General features: G+C 29.5%; 16 protein-coding genes. 8 read left to right on the top strand and 8 right to left on the bottom strand.

Annotation, left to right across the window (positions count from 1 at the left end):
• The first annotated feature begins 26 nt into the window (after positions 1 to 26).
• The 5 genes from L8W40_RS00965 to L8W40_RS00945 are packed head-to-tail and all read left to right on the top strand — an operon-like array spanning position 27 to position 4,559.
• The gene (locus L8W40_RS00965) at positions 27 to 767 is read left to right on the top strand and encodes an NAD+ synthase (protein WP_263664442.1); all 741 of its coding nucleotides are present in this window, start codon (positions 27 to 29) and stop codon (positions 765 to 767) included.
• Entirely contained in the window at positions 754 to 1,692 is a 939-nt protein-coding gene (locus L8W40_RS00960; protein ID WP_263664441.1) for a tetraacyldisaccharide 4'-kinase, read from the top strand. Before L8W40_RS00965 ends, L8W40_RS00960 begins: the two co-directional genes overlap by 14 nt.
• Positions 1,667 to 3,076 carry a threonine synthase gene (thrC, locus tag L8W40_RS00955; RefSeq protein ID WP_263664440.1) on the top strand — a complete coding sequence of 470 codons (1,410 nt, stop codon included), beginning with the start codon at positions 1,667 to 1,669 and terminating at the stop codon, positions 3,074 to 3,076. The genes L8W40_RS00960 and thrC overlap by 26 nt, the downstream gene beginning before the upstream one ends.
• Positions 3,073 to 3,798, top strand: a complete 726-nt coding sequence (kdsB, locus tag L8W40_RS00950) for a 3-deoxy-manno-octulosonate cytidylyltransferase (RefSeq protein ID WP_263664439.1) — start codon at positions 3,073 to 3,075, stop codon at positions 3,796 to 3,798. Before thrC ends, kdsB begins: the two co-directional genes overlap by 4 nt.
• The gene (locus tag L8W40_RS00945; protein WP_263664438.1) at positions 3,795 to 4,559 is read left to right on the top strand and encodes a transporter substrate-binding domain-containing protein; all 765 of its coding nucleotides are present in this window, start codon (positions 3,795 to 3,797) and stop codon (positions 4,557 to 4,559) included. The genes kdsB and L8W40_RS00945 overlap by 4 nt, the downstream gene beginning before the upstream one ends.
• Here L8W40_RS00945 and L8W40_RS00940 read toward each other — a convergent pair.
• Together L8W40_RS00940 and ppk2 are read right to left on the bottom strand one after the other, a co-directional pair.
• Positions 4,556 to 5,338, bottom strand: coding sequence for an amino acid ABC transporter permease (locus tag L8W40_RS00940; RefSeq protein ID WP_263660060.1), 783 nt, complete (start codon positions 5,336 to 5,338; stop codon positions 4,556 to 4,558). The two genes, L8W40_RS00945 and L8W40_RS00940, sit on opposite strands and share 4 nt — an antisense overlap.
• Before the next feature lie 9 nt (positions 5,339 to 5,347).
• Positions 5,348 to 6,190: a polyphosphate kinase 2 gene (ppk2, locus tag L8W40_RS00935; RefSeq protein ID WP_220567128.1), complete on the bottom strand. Its 843-nt coding sequence runs from the start codon at positions 6,188 to 6,190 to the stop codon at positions 5,348 to 5,350.
• Between the two features lie 77 nt (positions 6,191 to 6,267).
• Here ppk2 and dsbD point away from each other — a divergent pair, with 77 nt between their 5' ends.
• Entirely contained in the window at positions 6,268 to 7,959 is a 1,692-nt protein-coding gene (dsbD, locus tag L8W40_RS00930; RefSeq protein ID WP_263664437.1) for a protein-disulfide reductase DsbD, read from the top strand.
• A 23-nt stretch (positions 7,960 to 7,982) separates the two neighbouring features.
• Here dsbD and L8W40_RS00925 read toward each other — a convergent pair whose 3' ends face one another.
• Positions 7,983 to 9,158, bottom strand: coding sequence for an NAD(P)/FAD-dependent oxidoreductase (locus tag L8W40_RS00925; protein ID WP_263664436.1), 1,176 nt, complete (start codon positions 9,156 to 9,158; stop codon positions 7,983 to 7,985).
• A 102-nt stretch (positions 9,159 to 9,260) separates the two neighbouring features.
• On the opposite strand from L8W40_RS00925, the gene L8W40_RS00920 reads away from it, so the two are divergent.
• Positions 9,261 to 10,625, top strand: a complete 1,365-nt coding sequence (locus tag L8W40_RS00920) for a sodium-dependent transporter (RefSeq protein ID WP_263664435.1) — start codon at positions 9,261 to 9,263, stop codon at positions 10,623 to 10,625.
• On the opposite strand, the gene L8W40_RS00915 is transcribed toward L8W40_RS00920, so the two are convergent.
• From L8W40_RS00915 to L8W40_RS00895, 5 genes are all read right to left on the bottom strand, one after another.
• Entirely contained in the window at positions 10,596 to 11,480 is an 885-nt protein-coding gene (locus L8W40_RS00915) for a 1-aminocyclopropane-1-carboxylate deaminase/D-cysteine desulfhydrase (protein ID WP_263664434.1), read from the bottom strand. The genes L8W40_RS00920 and L8W40_RS00915 overlap by 30 nt on opposite strands.
• The gene (locus tag L8W40_RS00910; RefSeq protein ID WP_263664433.1) at positions 11,467 to 12,417 is read right to left on the bottom strand and encodes an OmpA family protein; all 951 of its coding nucleotides are present in this window, start codon (positions 12,415 to 12,417) and stop codon (positions 11,467 to 11,469) included. The genes L8W40_RS00915 and L8W40_RS00910 overlap by 14 nt, the downstream gene beginning before the upstream one ends.
• Positions 12,404 to 13,735: a MotA/TolQ/ExbB proton channel family protein gene (locus tag L8W40_RS00905; RefSeq protein ID WP_039626332.1), complete on the bottom strand. Its 1,332-nt coding sequence runs from the start codon at positions 13,733 to 13,735 to the stop codon at positions 12,404 to 12,406. The genes L8W40_RS00910 and L8W40_RS00905 overlap by 14 nt, the downstream gene beginning before the upstream one ends.
• A 75-nt stretch (positions 13,736 to 13,810) precedes the next feature.
• Entirely contained in the window at positions 13,811 to 14,875 is a 1,065-nt protein-coding gene (gene fbaA, locus L8W40_RS00900) for a class II fructose-bisphosphate aldolase (protein WP_263664432.1), read from the bottom strand.
• Positions 14,875 to 15,690 (bottom strand): peptidylprolyl isomerase, encoded by an 816-nt coding sequence (locus L8W40_RS00895; protein WP_263664431.1) that lies wholly within the window; start codon positions 15,688 to 15,690, stop codon positions 14,875 to 14,877. The genes fbaA and L8W40_RS00895 overlap by 1 nt, the downstream gene beginning before the upstream one ends.
• Before the next feature lie 78 nt (positions 15,691 to 15,768).
• Between L8W40_RS00895 and nth the strand changes: the two genes are divergently transcribed.
• Positions 15,769 to 16,392: an endonuclease III gene (gene nth / locus L8W40_RS00890; RefSeq protein ID WP_133318822.1), complete on the top strand. Its 624-nt coding sequence runs from the start codon at positions 15,769 to 15,771 to the stop codon at positions 16,390 to 16,392.
• Positions 16,393 to 16,406 lie beyond the last annotated feature (14 nt).

Here is a 16,406-nt window from a genome sequence, read left to right as displayed (position 1 = left end):
AAAAAATTAATATTTAAAGATTTTTTATGAATTATACAAAATTACAAGAATTATTGATCAATTTTATAAAAGAACAAGCAAGAGATAAAAATCTCATCTTAGGTTTAAGCGGTGGAATAGATTCAGCTTTAGTAGCTCATCTTTGCAAAAAAGCAGTAGGTGAAAAACTTTTTGTGCTTTTAATGCCTACAAAACATTCTAAAAAAGAAAATTTAGATGATGCGTTAATGCTATGTGATCATTTGCAAATTCATCACAAGATCATTTATATTGATGAAGTACTTTGTGCTTATGAAAAAATTTGTCAAGACTTAAACCCTTTACGCTTTGGAAATTTAGCTGCAAGAGTGCGTATGAGCTTGCTTTATGATTATTCAGCCTTGCATAATGCTTTAGTGGTAGGCACTTCTAATAAAAGTGAACTTATGCTTGGTTATGGAACTATTTATGGGGATTTAGCTTGTGCTTTTAATCCTTTAGCTACACTTTATAAAAGTGAAGTTTTCGAGCTTGCTAAATTTATAGGTGTACATGAAAATTTCATACAAAAAGCCCCTAGTGCTGATCTTTGGCCAAATCAAAGCGATGAAAAAGATCTTGGCTATAAATATGAAGTTTTAGATGAAGTTTTAAAAGCTTTAGAAAATAATCAAAGTTTGGAAAATTTTGATGAAAATTTAAAAAATTTAGTCTTAGAGCGTATGCAAAATAATGCCTTTAAAAGAAAACTTCCAACAACATTAAAGAATACATATGACTTGGCTTGATCGGTATTTTTTTAAACCTAATTTTTTGCAAAAAATTCTAGCCTTTTTGCTTTTACCTTTTAGCTTTTTATATATGATTATAGCTATTTTAAATACTAAATTTAAAAAAGAACTTGATTTTAATTTACCCATTATAAGCATAGGCAATCTAACCCTAGGAGGCAATGGAAAAACTCCCATTTGTAAAGCCATAGCTGCTGAATTTGAAAATTGTTTTATCATCTTAAGAGGCTATAAAAGACAAAGTAAAGGCTTAATCATCGTTAAACACAAAGATAAAATTTTATGCAGCATTAAAGAAAGTGGCGATGAAGCTATGGAGTATGCACTTACAAAGCATATTAGCGGAGTGATAGTAAGTGAAGATAGAGTTAAAGGCATACAAAAAGCTATCGAACTTGGAGCAAAAATCATACTTTTAGACGATGCTTTTTCTAAATTTCATATTAAAAAACTTAATATTTTATTACAAAGCAAAGATGAGCCTTTTTTTGATTTTACCCTACCTAGTGGGGCTTATCGTTTGCCAAAATCTTTTACTAAAAGGGCTGATTTTATAGCTAAAGAAAATGAAGATTTTGTGCGTTATTCTCATGTAAAAGAAAATCAAAAAGCTATTTTAATAAGCTCTATTGCAAAGCCTTTTAGATTATATGAGCATTTTATCAAAGCTAGGGCTTGTTATTTTTTTGCTGATCATTACACTTTTCAAAAAGAAGAATTAGAAAAACTTTTAAAAAAACACAATTGTGATACCTTAATGCTAACCTTTAAAGACTATGTCAAGGTAAAAGATTTTGGCTTTAAAACAGAATTAATTCATCTTGATATTATTTTAAAAGACAGCTTTAAGCAAATTTTACAAGATTATATTGATAAATTTAACAACAAGGAAAAAAATGTTACTACACTCAACCCAAGATAAAAATCACCAAGTAAGCTTTTCAAAGGCCTTACTTAGCCCTAGTGCACCTAATAATGCTTTATATGCACCACTTAATCTACCAAAGCTTGATAATGAAGCTTTAAAAAATTTAAACTACAAAGAATTAGCCTTAAAAATCATCGCAGCTTTTGATTTTGATTTAGAGCCTGAAGTTTTTGAAAAAGCTTTGAAAACTTATGAGAGTTTTGATGATAAAACCTGCCCTATTAATTTAAGAAAAATTAATGATAAGCTTTATATTAATGAATTATTTCATGGGCCAACAAGAGCTTTTAAAGACATGGCATTGCAGCCTTTTGGCGTGCTTTTAGAATACTTAAAAAAAGATGATGATTTTTTAATCATGTGTGCTACAAGTGGCGATACAGGGCCTGCTACGCTAAAAAGCTTTGAAAATAAAAAAGGCATAAAAGTAGTTTGCATTTACCCAAATGAAGGCACAAGCAAAACTCAAGCTTTACAAATGACACACTCAAATGCAAGCAATTTAAAATCCATAGCCATTGAAGGTAATTTTGATGATGCGCAAAATGCTCTAAAAACACTTTTAAATGATGAAGATTTTAAAAATACTTTAAAAGAAGAAAAGTTAAGTCTAAGTGCTGCAAATTCAGTTAATTTTGGAAGAATACTTTTTCAAATCATCTATCATTATTATGCTAGTTTGAAAATTGATAAAACAATTGATATCATCATTCCAAGTGGAAATTTTGGCGATGCTTTAGGGGCTTATTATGCTAAAAAAATGGGAGCAAATATAGGTAAAATTAAAATTGCTTCCAATTCAAACAATATCTTAAGTGAGTTTTTTAATACAGGCAAATATGATTTAAGAAATAAAAACTTACAAAAGACTATTTCCCCTGCTATGGATATACTCATATCATCAAATATAGAAAGATTGCTTTTTGATAAATTCAAAGATGAACGCACCAAAGAGTTAATGCAAGCTTTAAAGAATGAAAAATATTATGAGCTTAGCCAAAAAGAACTAGAGCTTTTACAAGAAGACTTTGAAGCTGATTTTTGCAATGATAATGAGTGCATGCAATATATCAAACAATACAGCCACTTAGGACTTTTAGATCCTCACACTTGCACTTGCTTTAAAATGCTTGATTCTAACACCACGACACTCATCACTTCCACAGCACAATGGAGTAAATTTACCCCAAGTATGTATCAAGCAATTTATAACAAAGAATGTCAAGATGAACAAGCTTGTATGCAAGAACTTGCAAAAGAATTTAAGCAAGAAATTCATCCAAATATTGCAAGCTTATTTACAAGCACTCAAAAACAAAATCAAGTTTGCAAACTCAAAAATCTAAAACAAACTATTATAGAATGGATAAAACAATGATAATCATACCAGCAAGATTAAAATCAAGTCGTTTTGAAAATAAAATTTTATGTGAGATTGATAATTTACCTATGTTTATTTATACAGCTAAAAAAATGCAAGAAGTTGATGAAGTGTATGTGGCACTTGATGATGAAGAGGTTTTAAAAATAGCACAAAAACACAATATAAAAGCAGTTTTAACAAGCAAAAATCATGAAAGTGGCACTGATAGAATCAACGAAGCTTGTCAAATTTTAAAACTAAATGAAAATGAGCTAATTATTAATGTCCAAGCTGATGAGCCTTTTATAGAAACACAAAATATTAAAGATTTTAAAGAATTTAGCCAAAAAGCTTTTGAAGATGAGCTTTGTTTTATGAGTAGTTGCTACAAAGAAGTAGATGCAAAAGCTTGCGATGATCCAAATTTGGTTAAAGTAGTTACTGATAGTAATGATTATGCTTTATATTTTTCAAGATCTAAAATTCCTTATGAAAGGGCAAATTATAAACAAAATTTTAAAACCCACCTTGGAATTTATGCATATAGGGTTAAAAATTTACAAGAATTTTGTACTTTGAAAAACTCAGCTTTGGAAGAATGTGAAAAATTAGAACAATTAAGAGCCTTAGAAAATGGCAAAAAAATCAAAATGTTAAAAATACAAAGTCAAAGCATAGGTATAGATACAAAAGAAGATTATGAGAGGGCTTTGGCTAAATTTGGAGTTAAAAAATGAAAAAAATACTTTTTTTACTAAGCTTATTTTTTACACTTCATGCAAAAGAATTAATCGTAGGTATGGAACTGGCCTACCCTCCTTTTGAAATGAGTGATACTAAAGGCAATCCAAGTGGTATTAGTGTAGAGTTTTTACAAGCCTTTGCTAAGGAAAAAAACTATGATTTAAAAATTCAAAATATAGCTTGGGATGGACTTATACCTGCTTTAAGAACTCAAAAAATAGATCTCATCATGTCTTCTATGAGTATAAGCGAGCAAAGAAAAAAAGTAATAGATTTTACCTTGCCTTATGCTAAGGCAAATTTAGCGATATTAAGCGCTAAAGAATCAAATATTAATTCCATAGAAGATTTAAATCAAAAAGGGAAAATCCTTGCTTTAAAAAGAGGTTCAAGTGCGCATTTATATGCTCAAAAAAATCTTAAAAATGCAAAAATCCTAGTATTTGATAAAGAAAATGCAGCTATTTTAGAAGTCATTCAAGCAAAAGCTGATGCTTTTATTTATGATCAAATGAGTATTTATAAAGCATGGAAAAAACATCCTGAGCAAACAAAAGCTATTTTTACCCCTTTTGAAAAAACACCTGAGCAATGGGCCATGGCTTTAAATAAAAACAATACCAAATTAAAAGAAGAGCTCAATGAGTTTATTTTAAAATCTAAAAAAAATGGTCTTTTTGATAAACTAAGTCAAAAATATCTCAAAGATATGCAAGAAGTTTTCAAAGAACAAAAGCTTGAGTTTTTCTTTTAAGAAAAACTCTTTTCAAGCTTTCTTGAAAACATAGAAATAGGTAAAGTTAAAACCAAATAACAAAGCGCTAAGGGAATATAAATTTCTAAAGTAGAAAAGGTAAAAGCATTAATTTCTTGAGCATTTTGAGTTAATTCTGAAATAGCTATAACGCTTAAAAGAGAGCTATCTTTGATCAAATTACTAAGTTGTCCACTTAGTGGTGCTAAGATATTTTTTAAAGCTTGAGGAAAAATCACACTTTTATAAATTTCAAACTCACTCAAACCCAAAGCCTTAGCACTTTCATATTGCATTTTATCAACACTTAAAATCCCTGCTCTAAATATTTCACAAATATAAGCACTAGCAAATAAAGCTAAAATCAAAACTCCACAAACATAGCGATTATCAAGCCCCAAATTATCTGCAAAAATATAATAAATCAATAAAATTTGCACTAGCAAAGGTGTGCCTCTAATAAGCTCTATAAAAACTCTTGCAAACATATTAAAAAGCACGATTTTACAAAGACTCATATAACACAAAATCAAAGCAAAAATCACACCTACAATCAAAGACAAAACACTAATAAAAAAACTTGTAAAAAAACCTTGTATCATTTTGTCTTTATACTCATAAATTGCCATAAAATCAAAATTATAACTAGCACTTAAAAAAGATAAATAAAAAAATAAAAACAATAAAAATGCTAGCAAAAAGGCATTAACCGCAAACACCTTTGGACTGATTTTTTTATGCTCATTAAATTTATTACGCACTATAAAAAGATGATTCAATTCTAGCCTTTATTTTTTATCAAATTTTTTAAGTTTTTCATCATTTAAACTAAGTTCCATCTTACGAATTTCTTCCTCACCGCTACGGACTAATTTTTTATCATATTTAAAATACTTATTTTTAATTTTATTTGGATACTCTAAAGAATTAAGTAGATATTTAAATAAATTTATCCTTGCTTTCTTTTTACTATCTGAATTAATGATCACCCAAGGACATTTTGGTGTATTAGAAGCTAAAAGCATAGAATATTTGGCTAGAGTGTATTTATCCCATAATTCTTGTGATTTTTCATCAACAACAGAAAGTTTGTATTGTTTTAGCGGATCTGTTCTCCTTTGCTCAAAACGCCTTTTTTGCTCTTGTTTGGAAACTGAAAAATAAAATTTAAAAAACAAAATTCCACTATCAAGTAGCATTTCTTCAAAAGAAGACACCTCGCGCAAGAATTTTTTATGCTCATTTGGAGTACAAAAACCCATCACAGGTTCCACCCCCGCTCTATTATACCAAGATCTATCAAAAATTACTATCTCTCCTGCTGCAGGCAAATGTGTCACATAACGCTGAAAATACCACTGAGTTCTTTCCACATCACTTGGTTTTTCAAGTGCTACCACACGACAACCTCTAGGATTTAAATGTTCAATTAATCTTTTAATAGCACCACCTTTTCCTGCTGCATCACGCCCTTCAATTAAAATCAAAACTTTTAATCCTTTATCTTTGACATGATTTTGAAATTTTAAAAGCTCAATTTGTAATCTTCTAAGCTCGCTTTCATACTCAAGTGTTGATTTTTTCACTTTAATAAGAGTAAATTTATCCTTATCCACAACAAACTCCTTAATTTAGGATAATTATTAACTTAAATTTACCACAAATAAGTAAAATAAAACAAATTTAATTTTCAATTTCAAGGAGAAAAATGCGTTTTTTAGCGGTATTTTTTATTTTTTTCAATTTATCTTTTGCTAATAATGGAGTATTATCACTCAATGAAGCTTTTAAACTCAATACCCATAGCAACAATCAAGGAATTTTTTTAAAAATCAATCTTGCAGATAGAATTTATCTTTACAAAGATCAAATCAAAGTAGAATTAGACTCTAATGACATTACTTCTTTATTAAATTTCCCACAAACTCAAACTAGAGAAAACAAAGAAGTAATCTTTAGCCAACTTGAACTTTTCATACCTCAATTATTATTAGATGATTTTGTTAAAAATAACAAAGCAAAACTTTCCCTAGCTTATCAAGGTTGCTCAGAAGAAGGTTTATGCTATCGTCCTGTATATGTAAATTATGAACTTAATAAACAAAATGGAATTTATACTATAAAATCCACTAAAGATCAATTTAAAAAGCAAAACGAAGATGAGCAAATTGCTAATGATTTAAGCACACAAAATATATTTATCACACTTTTAACTTTTTTTGGTTATGGCTTATTATTAGCACTTACTCCTTGTATTTTACCAATGATACCTATTCTTTCATCATTAATCGCAATGAAACTCAAAGACAAACCATCTAAAAAACATAGCTTTTATTTATCTTTTATCTATGTCTTTTTTATGTCTTTAGCTTATGCTATAGCAGGTGCTTTAGTGGGCCTTGCAGGAGCTAATGTGCAAGGTTTATTACAACAACCTTGGATTATCATTACTTTTGCAGGTATTTTTGTATTGCTCTCACTTTCTATGTTTGGCTTTTATGAATTACAACTGCCACTTAAATTTCAAAATTTTATCAATAAAAAAATAGAAGGCAAAAACGGGGTTTTTGGTATAGCTATCATGGGCTTTTTATCAGCTCTTATTGTAGGACCTTGCGTGGCTGCACCTTTAGCAGGGGCTTTGCTTTATATTACTAATAGTGGCGATGTATTTTTAGGAGGACTTTCTTTATTTGTGATGAGTTTTGGTATGGGCATGCCTTTACTTTTAATAGGTCTTGGAGGAAATCTTTTAAAAAGTGGGGCTTGGATGCTTAAGATAAAGATTTTCTTTGGTTTTATCATGCTCATTATGGCAGTTTGGATGCTAGAAAGAATACTTAGTGTAAATATCATTTTGATACTTTATGGAATTATAGGGGTATTTTTTGTTAGTTTTATGGGTTTATTTGATGAAGCTAAAACTAATTTTGATAAATTTAAAAAAGCAAGTATGATTTTAATTTTAGCTTATAGTTTAAGCCTAATTTTAGGCGGCTCAATGGGTTCAAAAAGCTTACTAAAACCTCTTGAGTTTAACCTTACTTCAAAAGAAAATAGCCCTAGTTTAAGTTTTAAAACCATTAAAAATTTAAAAGAGCTTGAGCAAGAATTACAAAATTCTACCAAACCTGTTATGCTTGAATTTACAGCCGCTTGGTGTGAAAACTGCAAGCTCTTAGAAGAATATACTTTTACAGATGCTAAAGTACAAAATTTACTTGCTAATTACACACTTTTAAAAGCAGATGTAACACATAATAGCCAAGAAGATTTAGCTCTTATGAAAGAATTTGGAGTTTTTGGGCCTCCTGTGATGATATTTTTTAACAAAAGTGAAGAAAAAGGACGCGTTATAGGCTATGTAGATGCAAATGAATTTTTAAATAGAGTTCCTTAAAAAGACTCTATTTAAAATTAATTTTATTTCAAAAAACCTTTCAATCCTTCAAGCTGATATTGCCATAGTTTTTCTATAAAAATTTTAAGTTTTATTGCCAAAAGACCACTAATTGGTTTATGTAAAACCGTGCCAACTGCATAATCTCTTCCTATTGAACAAACGGTATTTCCACTCACAAAAGAAAATTCTTGTTTAAAATCTTTCTCATCAATCATAGCCATTAAAGCTTTAGCCACATAAGCTCCTTCTCTTAATGCAAGCTGGGCTGTTGGAGGATATGGAGTGTTAGTTTTAGGGTTTTTAAATAAACTATTATCGCCTATAAAAAAGTATTTTGATGAATTTTCAACATTTAATGGATGCATAAAAGCATCTACTTCTATACGCGATCTTGTGCTTGGAAAATCTGAGCTATTTTCTATAACGCTATTACCTCTAACTCCTGCAGTCCAAATGATAGTATTAGCTTTAATAAATTCTCCCCCATCAAGCCTTATACCATTTTTTTCACATTCTATAATTTTAGATTTTTCATATACTTTCACACCAAGTGCTTCTAGTCTTTGCTTTGTTTTTAGAGCCAAACTTTTATCAAACATAGGTAAAATTTGATCCATAGCTTCAATAATAGAGAGTTCTAATTTCTCATAAGAAATTTGCTCTTTTTGACAAAATATTTTAAGCTCTTTAGCTAAAGAAGCTACAAATTCAACCCCACTTAAACCCCCACCACAAACTGCGATTTTTAAATCATCTTCATTTTGGGTGGTTTTGTAATTTTTTATTTTCTCATATATTATTTCATTAATTTTTAAAGCATTTTCATAATTATCTATACTCAAAGCATATTCTTGCATACCTTTAATACCAAAAGTTTCCTTCGCAAAACCAAGCCCACATACTAAAATATCAAAGTCAAATTCATTATTTTTAGTAAAAACTTTGTCTTTAGAAATTTTTAAAACTTCATCTTGGATAAAGTTGATTTTTGGATTTAATAAAGGTAAAAGATCATATTTTGAACTATAAATATCTTCATTTGAAGCTACTTTGTGTAGTAAAATAGTATGATAATGATAAGAATTGTTATTAATCAAACTCACTTGTGCTTTTTCAAAAAACTCATCAGGTAAGGCTTTTATAACCGATAAAGTAGCATATCCTGCACCTAAAAACAAAATTTTCTTTTTTTGCATGGATTTTCCTTTAATTTGATAAAAAAATAAATAAAAATTTGGCATAATGGTATTATTTTTTATCTTAAAATATTTTTTATTTAAATTTAACAAGGAAAAAGCATGCAAAGACAAACTTGGAGCAATACGCTAACTTATATCCTTACAGTAGCAGGAGCGACTATTGGTTTTGGAGCCACTTGGCGTTTTCCATATTTAGTGGGTGAAAATGGAGGCGGTGCTTATGTTTTGGCATTTTGTATAGCTATGATTTTTATAGGAATTCCTGTGATTTTGGTCGAAAATGTCATAGGAAGACGCAGAATGCTAAATTCAGTCGATGCTTTTGGCGGAAAAACAAGCGATGGAGTTAAAATATCTAATTCTTGGCAAGGTGTTGGCTATATGGGACTTTTGGGAAGTTTTGGAATCATGGCTTATTATATGGTAATAGGCGGATGGGTTTTAGCTTATATTTTTAAAATTATCATAGGCGATTTTAATCTTTCAAGTCCCATTAACGCTCAATATACAAGCGAATTTTATAGCTCTACTATAGAAAATAATCCTTTATTAATAGGAATTTTTACTACTATATTTGTGATAATTAATTGGATTATCTTAAAAAAAGGTGTGATTGATGGCATAGAAAAGTCAGTAAAATACCTTATGCCATTTTTATTTATCTGTCTTTTGGTTGTTGTTGCGCGCAATTTAACTCTCGAAGGAGCAAGCGAGGGTGTGAAATTTTACCTTACTCCTAATCTTTCTAAAATCACTCCCAAATTGTTTATAGATGTTTTAGGGCAAGTATTTTTTGCCTTATCTTTGGGTTTTGGTGTAATGATAACCTTATCATCTCACCTTAAGAAAAATGAGAATTTAATCAAAACTTCTGTTTATACAGGAATTTTAAACACTCTCATAGCAGTGCTTGCTGGATTTATGATTTTCCCAGCTTTATTTAGCGTAGGTTTAACCCCTGATAGTGGGCCATCTTTGGTTTTTAAAACCCTACCTGTTGCATTTTCACATATACCTTTTGGAAGTATAATTTGCGTGTTTTTCTTTTTACTTTTAATCATCGCTGCACTTACTACAAGCTTGCCAATTTATCAAGTAATCATTAGTGTTTTGGAGGAAAAATTTAAACTAGCTAAAAATACTGCTATCAATCTAACACTTGGAAGTATTTTTGTTTTGGGAAATTTACCATGCATACTTACTTATGGTCCTTTAAGAGATATTACTATCATCAAGGGAAAAAATATTTTTGATAGCTTTGATTTTATTAGTGGAAATATATTCTTTGTTTTAACCGCATTTTTTTGTTGTATTTATGTAGGTTGGGTGCTTAAAAAAGATGCTATTTATGAACTTTCCAATCAAAATATCCTAAAAGGAAGTATTTTTAAACTATGGTATTATTATGTTAAATTTATTATACCTTTGATTATTTTAGTGATTTTTTATTTTGGAATTTTTTAATTTATACTCATAACGCTTTAACATGCTTATATTTCCTTCAAGGCCTCCTTGATGGATATATAAGATTTTTCTACCAAATTGCTCTTTATGAGCTAATAAAGTTTTAAAACCCACCATATCATAAAGCAAATCAAACTCCACTCCACATTCTTTTTTTAAATCCTTATAAAGCTCATAAAATTCTAAATAAGGCTTAGCAAAATGATATTTTTTAGGTGAATTTAATATGGTTAAATTACCAAAATCATAATTTGGCTCTAAGCTTAAAATTTGCTCTTTTAAATATGCACTATCGCCCACACAAGCACATGTAAAAACTTTAAATTTACTATGTTTAGCCAAAAAAGCCGCAGAAGTTCCTGTACCTGAAGGTAAAAAAATACTTACATTTTCACTTAACTGCTCACTAAGCTCTAAGGCTAGTTGCTGGTATCCAAATTCAGCTTCTTTTATAGCCGCACCCTCTTCTATAAAAATATCATCATCTTTTTTCAAGGCTAAAGCTTGCAGTCTTCTTGTGGGATAATTTATATTTTCTATCAACTCCACATTGTGTTTTAATGCAAATTCTAAATTTCCATGGGGATTTTCTTTTAAAAAAGAACTCATTTTTTCACAAACAAAAATAAGCAAAAAATCATTTTCGTAACAAAACTTAGCTAAAGCAACTAAAGCATTACTTTGAGAGGAGCCAAAAGAAATAAATCTTTGTCCTTTTTTAAATAAATGTTTATTTTTTTCAAAAAAGGCTAGTTTTCTAGCCTTATTTCCATTAATATAACCTAATAAATCATCTCTTTTGAGTAAAAATTCAAAATCTTTGTATTTTAAAACATCAATTCTACTTGCTATCAAGGTATTTTTCAACCTTTTCTAAAGCATTATTTGTATTGATATTAAACTTAATCTCTATTCTACGACTTGCCTCTTTGTCTTCTTTACCATCTTTCATAATCACATCAGAATAAGATCTACCACTTGCCATTAAAAGTTTTTGCAATCTTGGATCTTTGTAAAATGAGTGTATAAAACTCATCACAGCATAAGCTCTTTTTTGTGATAAATCAAGATTATATATATAAGAGCCTGCACTATCCGTATGCCCTTCTATGACTATATTTTCTATACTATTTAAGATATTTTCATCTTTTAAGATATTGTCAAAATACTGTGTTAAAATTGCCTTTAAATTCTCTTTTGCTTGAGCTTTTAGAGTAAAAGAATTTATATCAAAAAGCACTTCAGAAGGTAAAACTATCGCGCCTGTATTAGAATCTAAGGTAATATTAGTATCAAATTTTGCTTGAAGATTTTTGATAGTATTTTCTTTGATTAATCCTAGTTCTTTGATTTTGCTTTTCGCCTCATCAAAATTACGCTCTAATTCTTTGATTTCCTCATCTTTTTTATTTAATCTTTCAAGTAAAGCAAAAATTTGCTGATCTTTTTCATCTAAACTTGAATTTAAATCTTGATTAAGTTTAGTAATATTAGCTTCTAAAGCTTGTTTTTGTTTGCTGATATTATCAAGCGTACTTGAGGTATTACTTAATTTTTGGCTAAGACTTTTTAAAATATCTTCTTTTTGATTTAATTCTTCTTTATTCTCTCTTAAGCGTTCTTCTTGTTTTTGCAAATTTTCTTTTATGATTTGTAAATCACTTTGAGTTAAAACATACTTAACAACTATAGCTCCAATAAGCAAAATAAATATAAAAAGCAAGCCTGCCATTAAATCTGCATAAGCTATCCAAAAATTATTTTCTTCATTGCTAGAATTATTTTTTATCATCTATTTTTTCATCTTCTTTTTGATTTTCAAGCTTTGCAATAACTTGTGTGGTTTGCTCATCTAATTCTTTGCTTTCTTCTTTAAATTCTTGCATTAGTGAAATTTTTTCGTCAATATTTTTTTCATCTTCATAAGCTTCTTTAAAAGTATGCATACCCTCTATAATACTTGCCCTAAAGCCTTCAAAAAGCTTAGTTTGATTATCAAGCATAAGATTTTGATATTTTTCAATATTATTTGAAAAATTATTTACCTTTTCATCTAAAGCACTCACACTTTTATCTAAATGCACAATCTTATCTGAACTCACATCTAAAAGTCTATTATATTGCTCTGAAATTCTTAAGGTTAAATCTTTTATGTTTGAATTTAACATATTTACCGCATTTGCAATCTCGCTATAAGTTTTAACAATATCTTTTTGCTCTCTTTGGGTTTTAGATAAATCACTCATAGTTTGTTTTACATGCTCACTGCTTAATCTTACAGCTTTTTCTTCAGCATTTACAAGTTCTTGAAAAACTTTGAATTTTCTATCTATTGTATTATCTAGTTCTTTAAAAAATTCCTCATTGCTTACATGTTCAAAAATCGTGCCTATTTTTTCAAAATGTTGCAAACTTTCTTGAAGGTATTTTCTATCAATTTCTTCTTTAGACCAAAAAAAATCGCTTGTTGCGTTTTTTTGACGATTTAGAAGTTTTTGGAATTTACTACTACCGTATTTTTCAAAAAATATCCACCAAAGTGCTAAGAAAATTCCATAAATTGATACATAAAAGGCTGTTCCTACTCCATTTAATAAAACTGAAATCTCTTGTTCTAAGCCTGCTGTGTCGCTTGAATTAAAATTTGGCATAGACATGGCTATACTTATAAAAGTTCCTAAAATACCAAGCATAGGAAAAATAGCTGCACCCACAGAAGCAAAATTTTCATTTCTTAAATCTTTTACATAAGCATATGCAAAATCATCAAAACTAGCATTTGACTTTGTTTCTTTACCTATAACTAAAAAATGCTTCATAATATAGCGTTTTAATATAAGCTTAAACTCATCTTTTTGTTGCTCAAAAATACTTGAAGCATAATCAGCACTATGTCTAGCAAAGATCAAAGCCACTAAAAAAATAATCCCTATCATTACAACACTATGTAATTCTACTTTAAAATCAATCTTTCCAAAATACCCTAAAAGCACTAAAATATACAATATAGCAGGGATAAAAATAATCTTTAAATAAGCAACAATTCCTGTACTACCTTTTCCCTCAGGCAATACAAGATCAGAAAAATCATCAGTTGTTTTAACTTCCATTTTATAAACCTTTGTTAATTTTACTCTAAAAATTTAAAATCTTCACAGGAAAATCAACTAAGAGTTATAAAACTCTTAGTTTCTATCGATACAATTTAAATCACTAAAAGCACATTCTAAGCGTTTGATCATACTCTCTTCGCCCGCTCTAAGCCATACTCTTGGATCATAATATTTTTTATTTGGCTTATCTTCTCCATCTGGATTACCAATTTGGCCTTGCAAATAAGCTTTATTTTTAAGCTCATATTCTCTAACACCATCCCAAAAAGCCCATTGTGTATCTGTATCAATATTCATCTTAATTACACCATAGCTAAGTGCTGCTTTGATATCCTCTATATCGCTACCACTGCCACCATGGAAAACAAAATTGATTGGTTTATCATCACCAAGATTGAATTTTTCTTTTACATAATTTTGAGAGTTTTTAAGAATTTCAGGTCTTAAAATCACATTTCCTGGTTTATATACTCCATGTACATTACCAAAACTAGCTGCAATTGAAAATCTATCACTAATTTTAGAAAGTCTCTCATAAGCTAATGCTACATCTTCAGGCTGAGTGTATAATTTTGCATTATCAATATTAGTATTATCCACTCCATCTTCTTCACCACCCGTACATCCTAGCTCAAGCTCTAAAGAAATTCCAAGCTCAGACATTTGTTTTAAATAATTCTCACAAGTGCCTAGATTACTTTCTAAATCCTCTTCACTTAAATCAATCATATGAGAGCTAAACAAAGGCTTACCTGTTTCTTTTTTAAACTCAATATTTGCTTCAATCAAAGCATCAATCCAAGGAAGTAATTTTCTAGCAGCATGATCTGTGTGTAAAATTACTGGAACTCCATAAGCTTTTGCCATTAAATGCACATGTCTTGCACCACTTATAGCACCAAGCACATCAGCTTTTGGACAAGCTTTTCCTGCTACAAATTTAGCTCCACCATTTGAAAATTGAATAATCACAGGTGAATTAACTTTTTTAGCACTTTCTAAAACCGCATTAATAGAATTTGTCCCCACGACATTTACCGCAGGGATAGCAAATCCTTCTTTTTTTGCATAATTATATACGGTATTTAGATCATCGCCACTTAAAACACCTGGTTTGACAAGATCTAATACACCCATTATTTATATTCCACTTTTGCTTTTTGACGAAGCTCTTGAGCTTTTTTATTCATAAGTTCTTTAAATTCTTCCATTTTGATATTGCTTTCAATACCTGCTTTTACTTCATTATAACTCATAGTACTTTTCGCTCTAGCATCTTCTTTTAAAATAATATGATATCCAAAATCACTTTTTACTGGTGTTTTAGAAATAGTGCCTTTTTTCATAGAAAAAGCTGCATCAGCAAATGGTTTTACCATAGTTGATTCAGCAAACCATCCAAGATCACCACCTTGAGCCGAAGAACCTTTGTCGATTGATTTTTCTTTTGCAAGTTGAGCAAATTTATCATTTAAAGCTTTTCCACTTAACTTACTAAGCTCGGCAATAATATCTTTAGCTTCTTTTTCACTAGTTACCAAAATATGCTTAGCTTTTACTTGAGCTGGTTTAGTAAATTTATCTTTATTTGCTTCATAGTATTTTTTAGCCTTAGCATCATCATTTTTGATAGAATCAAAAATTTTCTTTTGATAGATATTTACCATGATAGCTTCTTTAGCACGCTCTAATTCTTCTTTATATGAAGGATCATTTTCTATTTTTTGAGCTTTAGCGTCTTTTAATACAAGTTGTTGGATGATATATTGATCAATGATTGCTTTTTTTTGTTCAGCTGGTAAGTCAGTGATTTTAGCACCTCTTAACATAGGAGCAAAAAACTCATTTACTTCTGTATCGCTAATATTGTTTCCATCAAGGGTTGCAACCACCGCAGCATTTAAACTCAAACCTGTTAATAAAGTCGCAGCAACTAAAGAAATTTTTTTCATTGTTTTTCCTTTGAAATAGTTTTGTTGATTTTATTATATCTAAACTTTATTTAAAGCCGATTAACATACAATAAGTTTATGAAAAGAAATTTAGAAATTAAAGAATTATTTTTAAAACATTTTGGACAAGCAAAAACAGAATTAGTTTTTAGTAATGCTTATGAACTTATAGTTTGTGTTATGCTTTCAGCTCAATGTACTGATAAAAGGGTTAATCTCATCACACCTGCTTTATTTAAAGCTTACCCTAGCGTGCAAGATTTAGCTAAGGCAAATTTATCTTCTTTAAAACTTTTGATTAATTCTTGCTCATTTTATAATAATAAAGCACAAAATTTAATCAAAATGGCTCAAGCAGTTTGCGAGCAATTTAATGGTGAAATTCCAATGGACGAGCAAGATTTGAAAACTCTAGCAGGTGTAGGACAAAAAACTGCACATGTAGTGATGATAGAATGGTGCGGGGCTAATTGCATGGCTGTAGATACCCATGTATTTAGAGTTTCGCATAGACTTAATCTTAGCAAAGCCAAAACTCCTGAAGAAACCGAAAAAGACTTAACTAAAATTTTTAAAGATAATCTAAACTATCTTCATCAAGCTATGGTGCTTTTTGGGCGTTATACATGTAAAGCTAAAAATCCTTTATGCAAAGAGTGTTTTTTAAATCATTTGTGCAAAAGTAAAGATAAGAAAATTTAATCTAGCACCAATTT

Source organism: Campylobacter sp. IFREMER_LSEM_CL1846, assembly GCF_025772105.1.
Classification (GTDB): domain Bacteria; phylum Campylobacterota; class Campylobacteria; order Campylobacterales; family Campylobacteraceae; genus Campylobacter_D; species Campylobacter_D lari_D.
The sequence above is the reverse complement of the archived record's forward strand: the minus strand, read 5'-3'. Positions and strand labels throughout refer to the sequence as shown.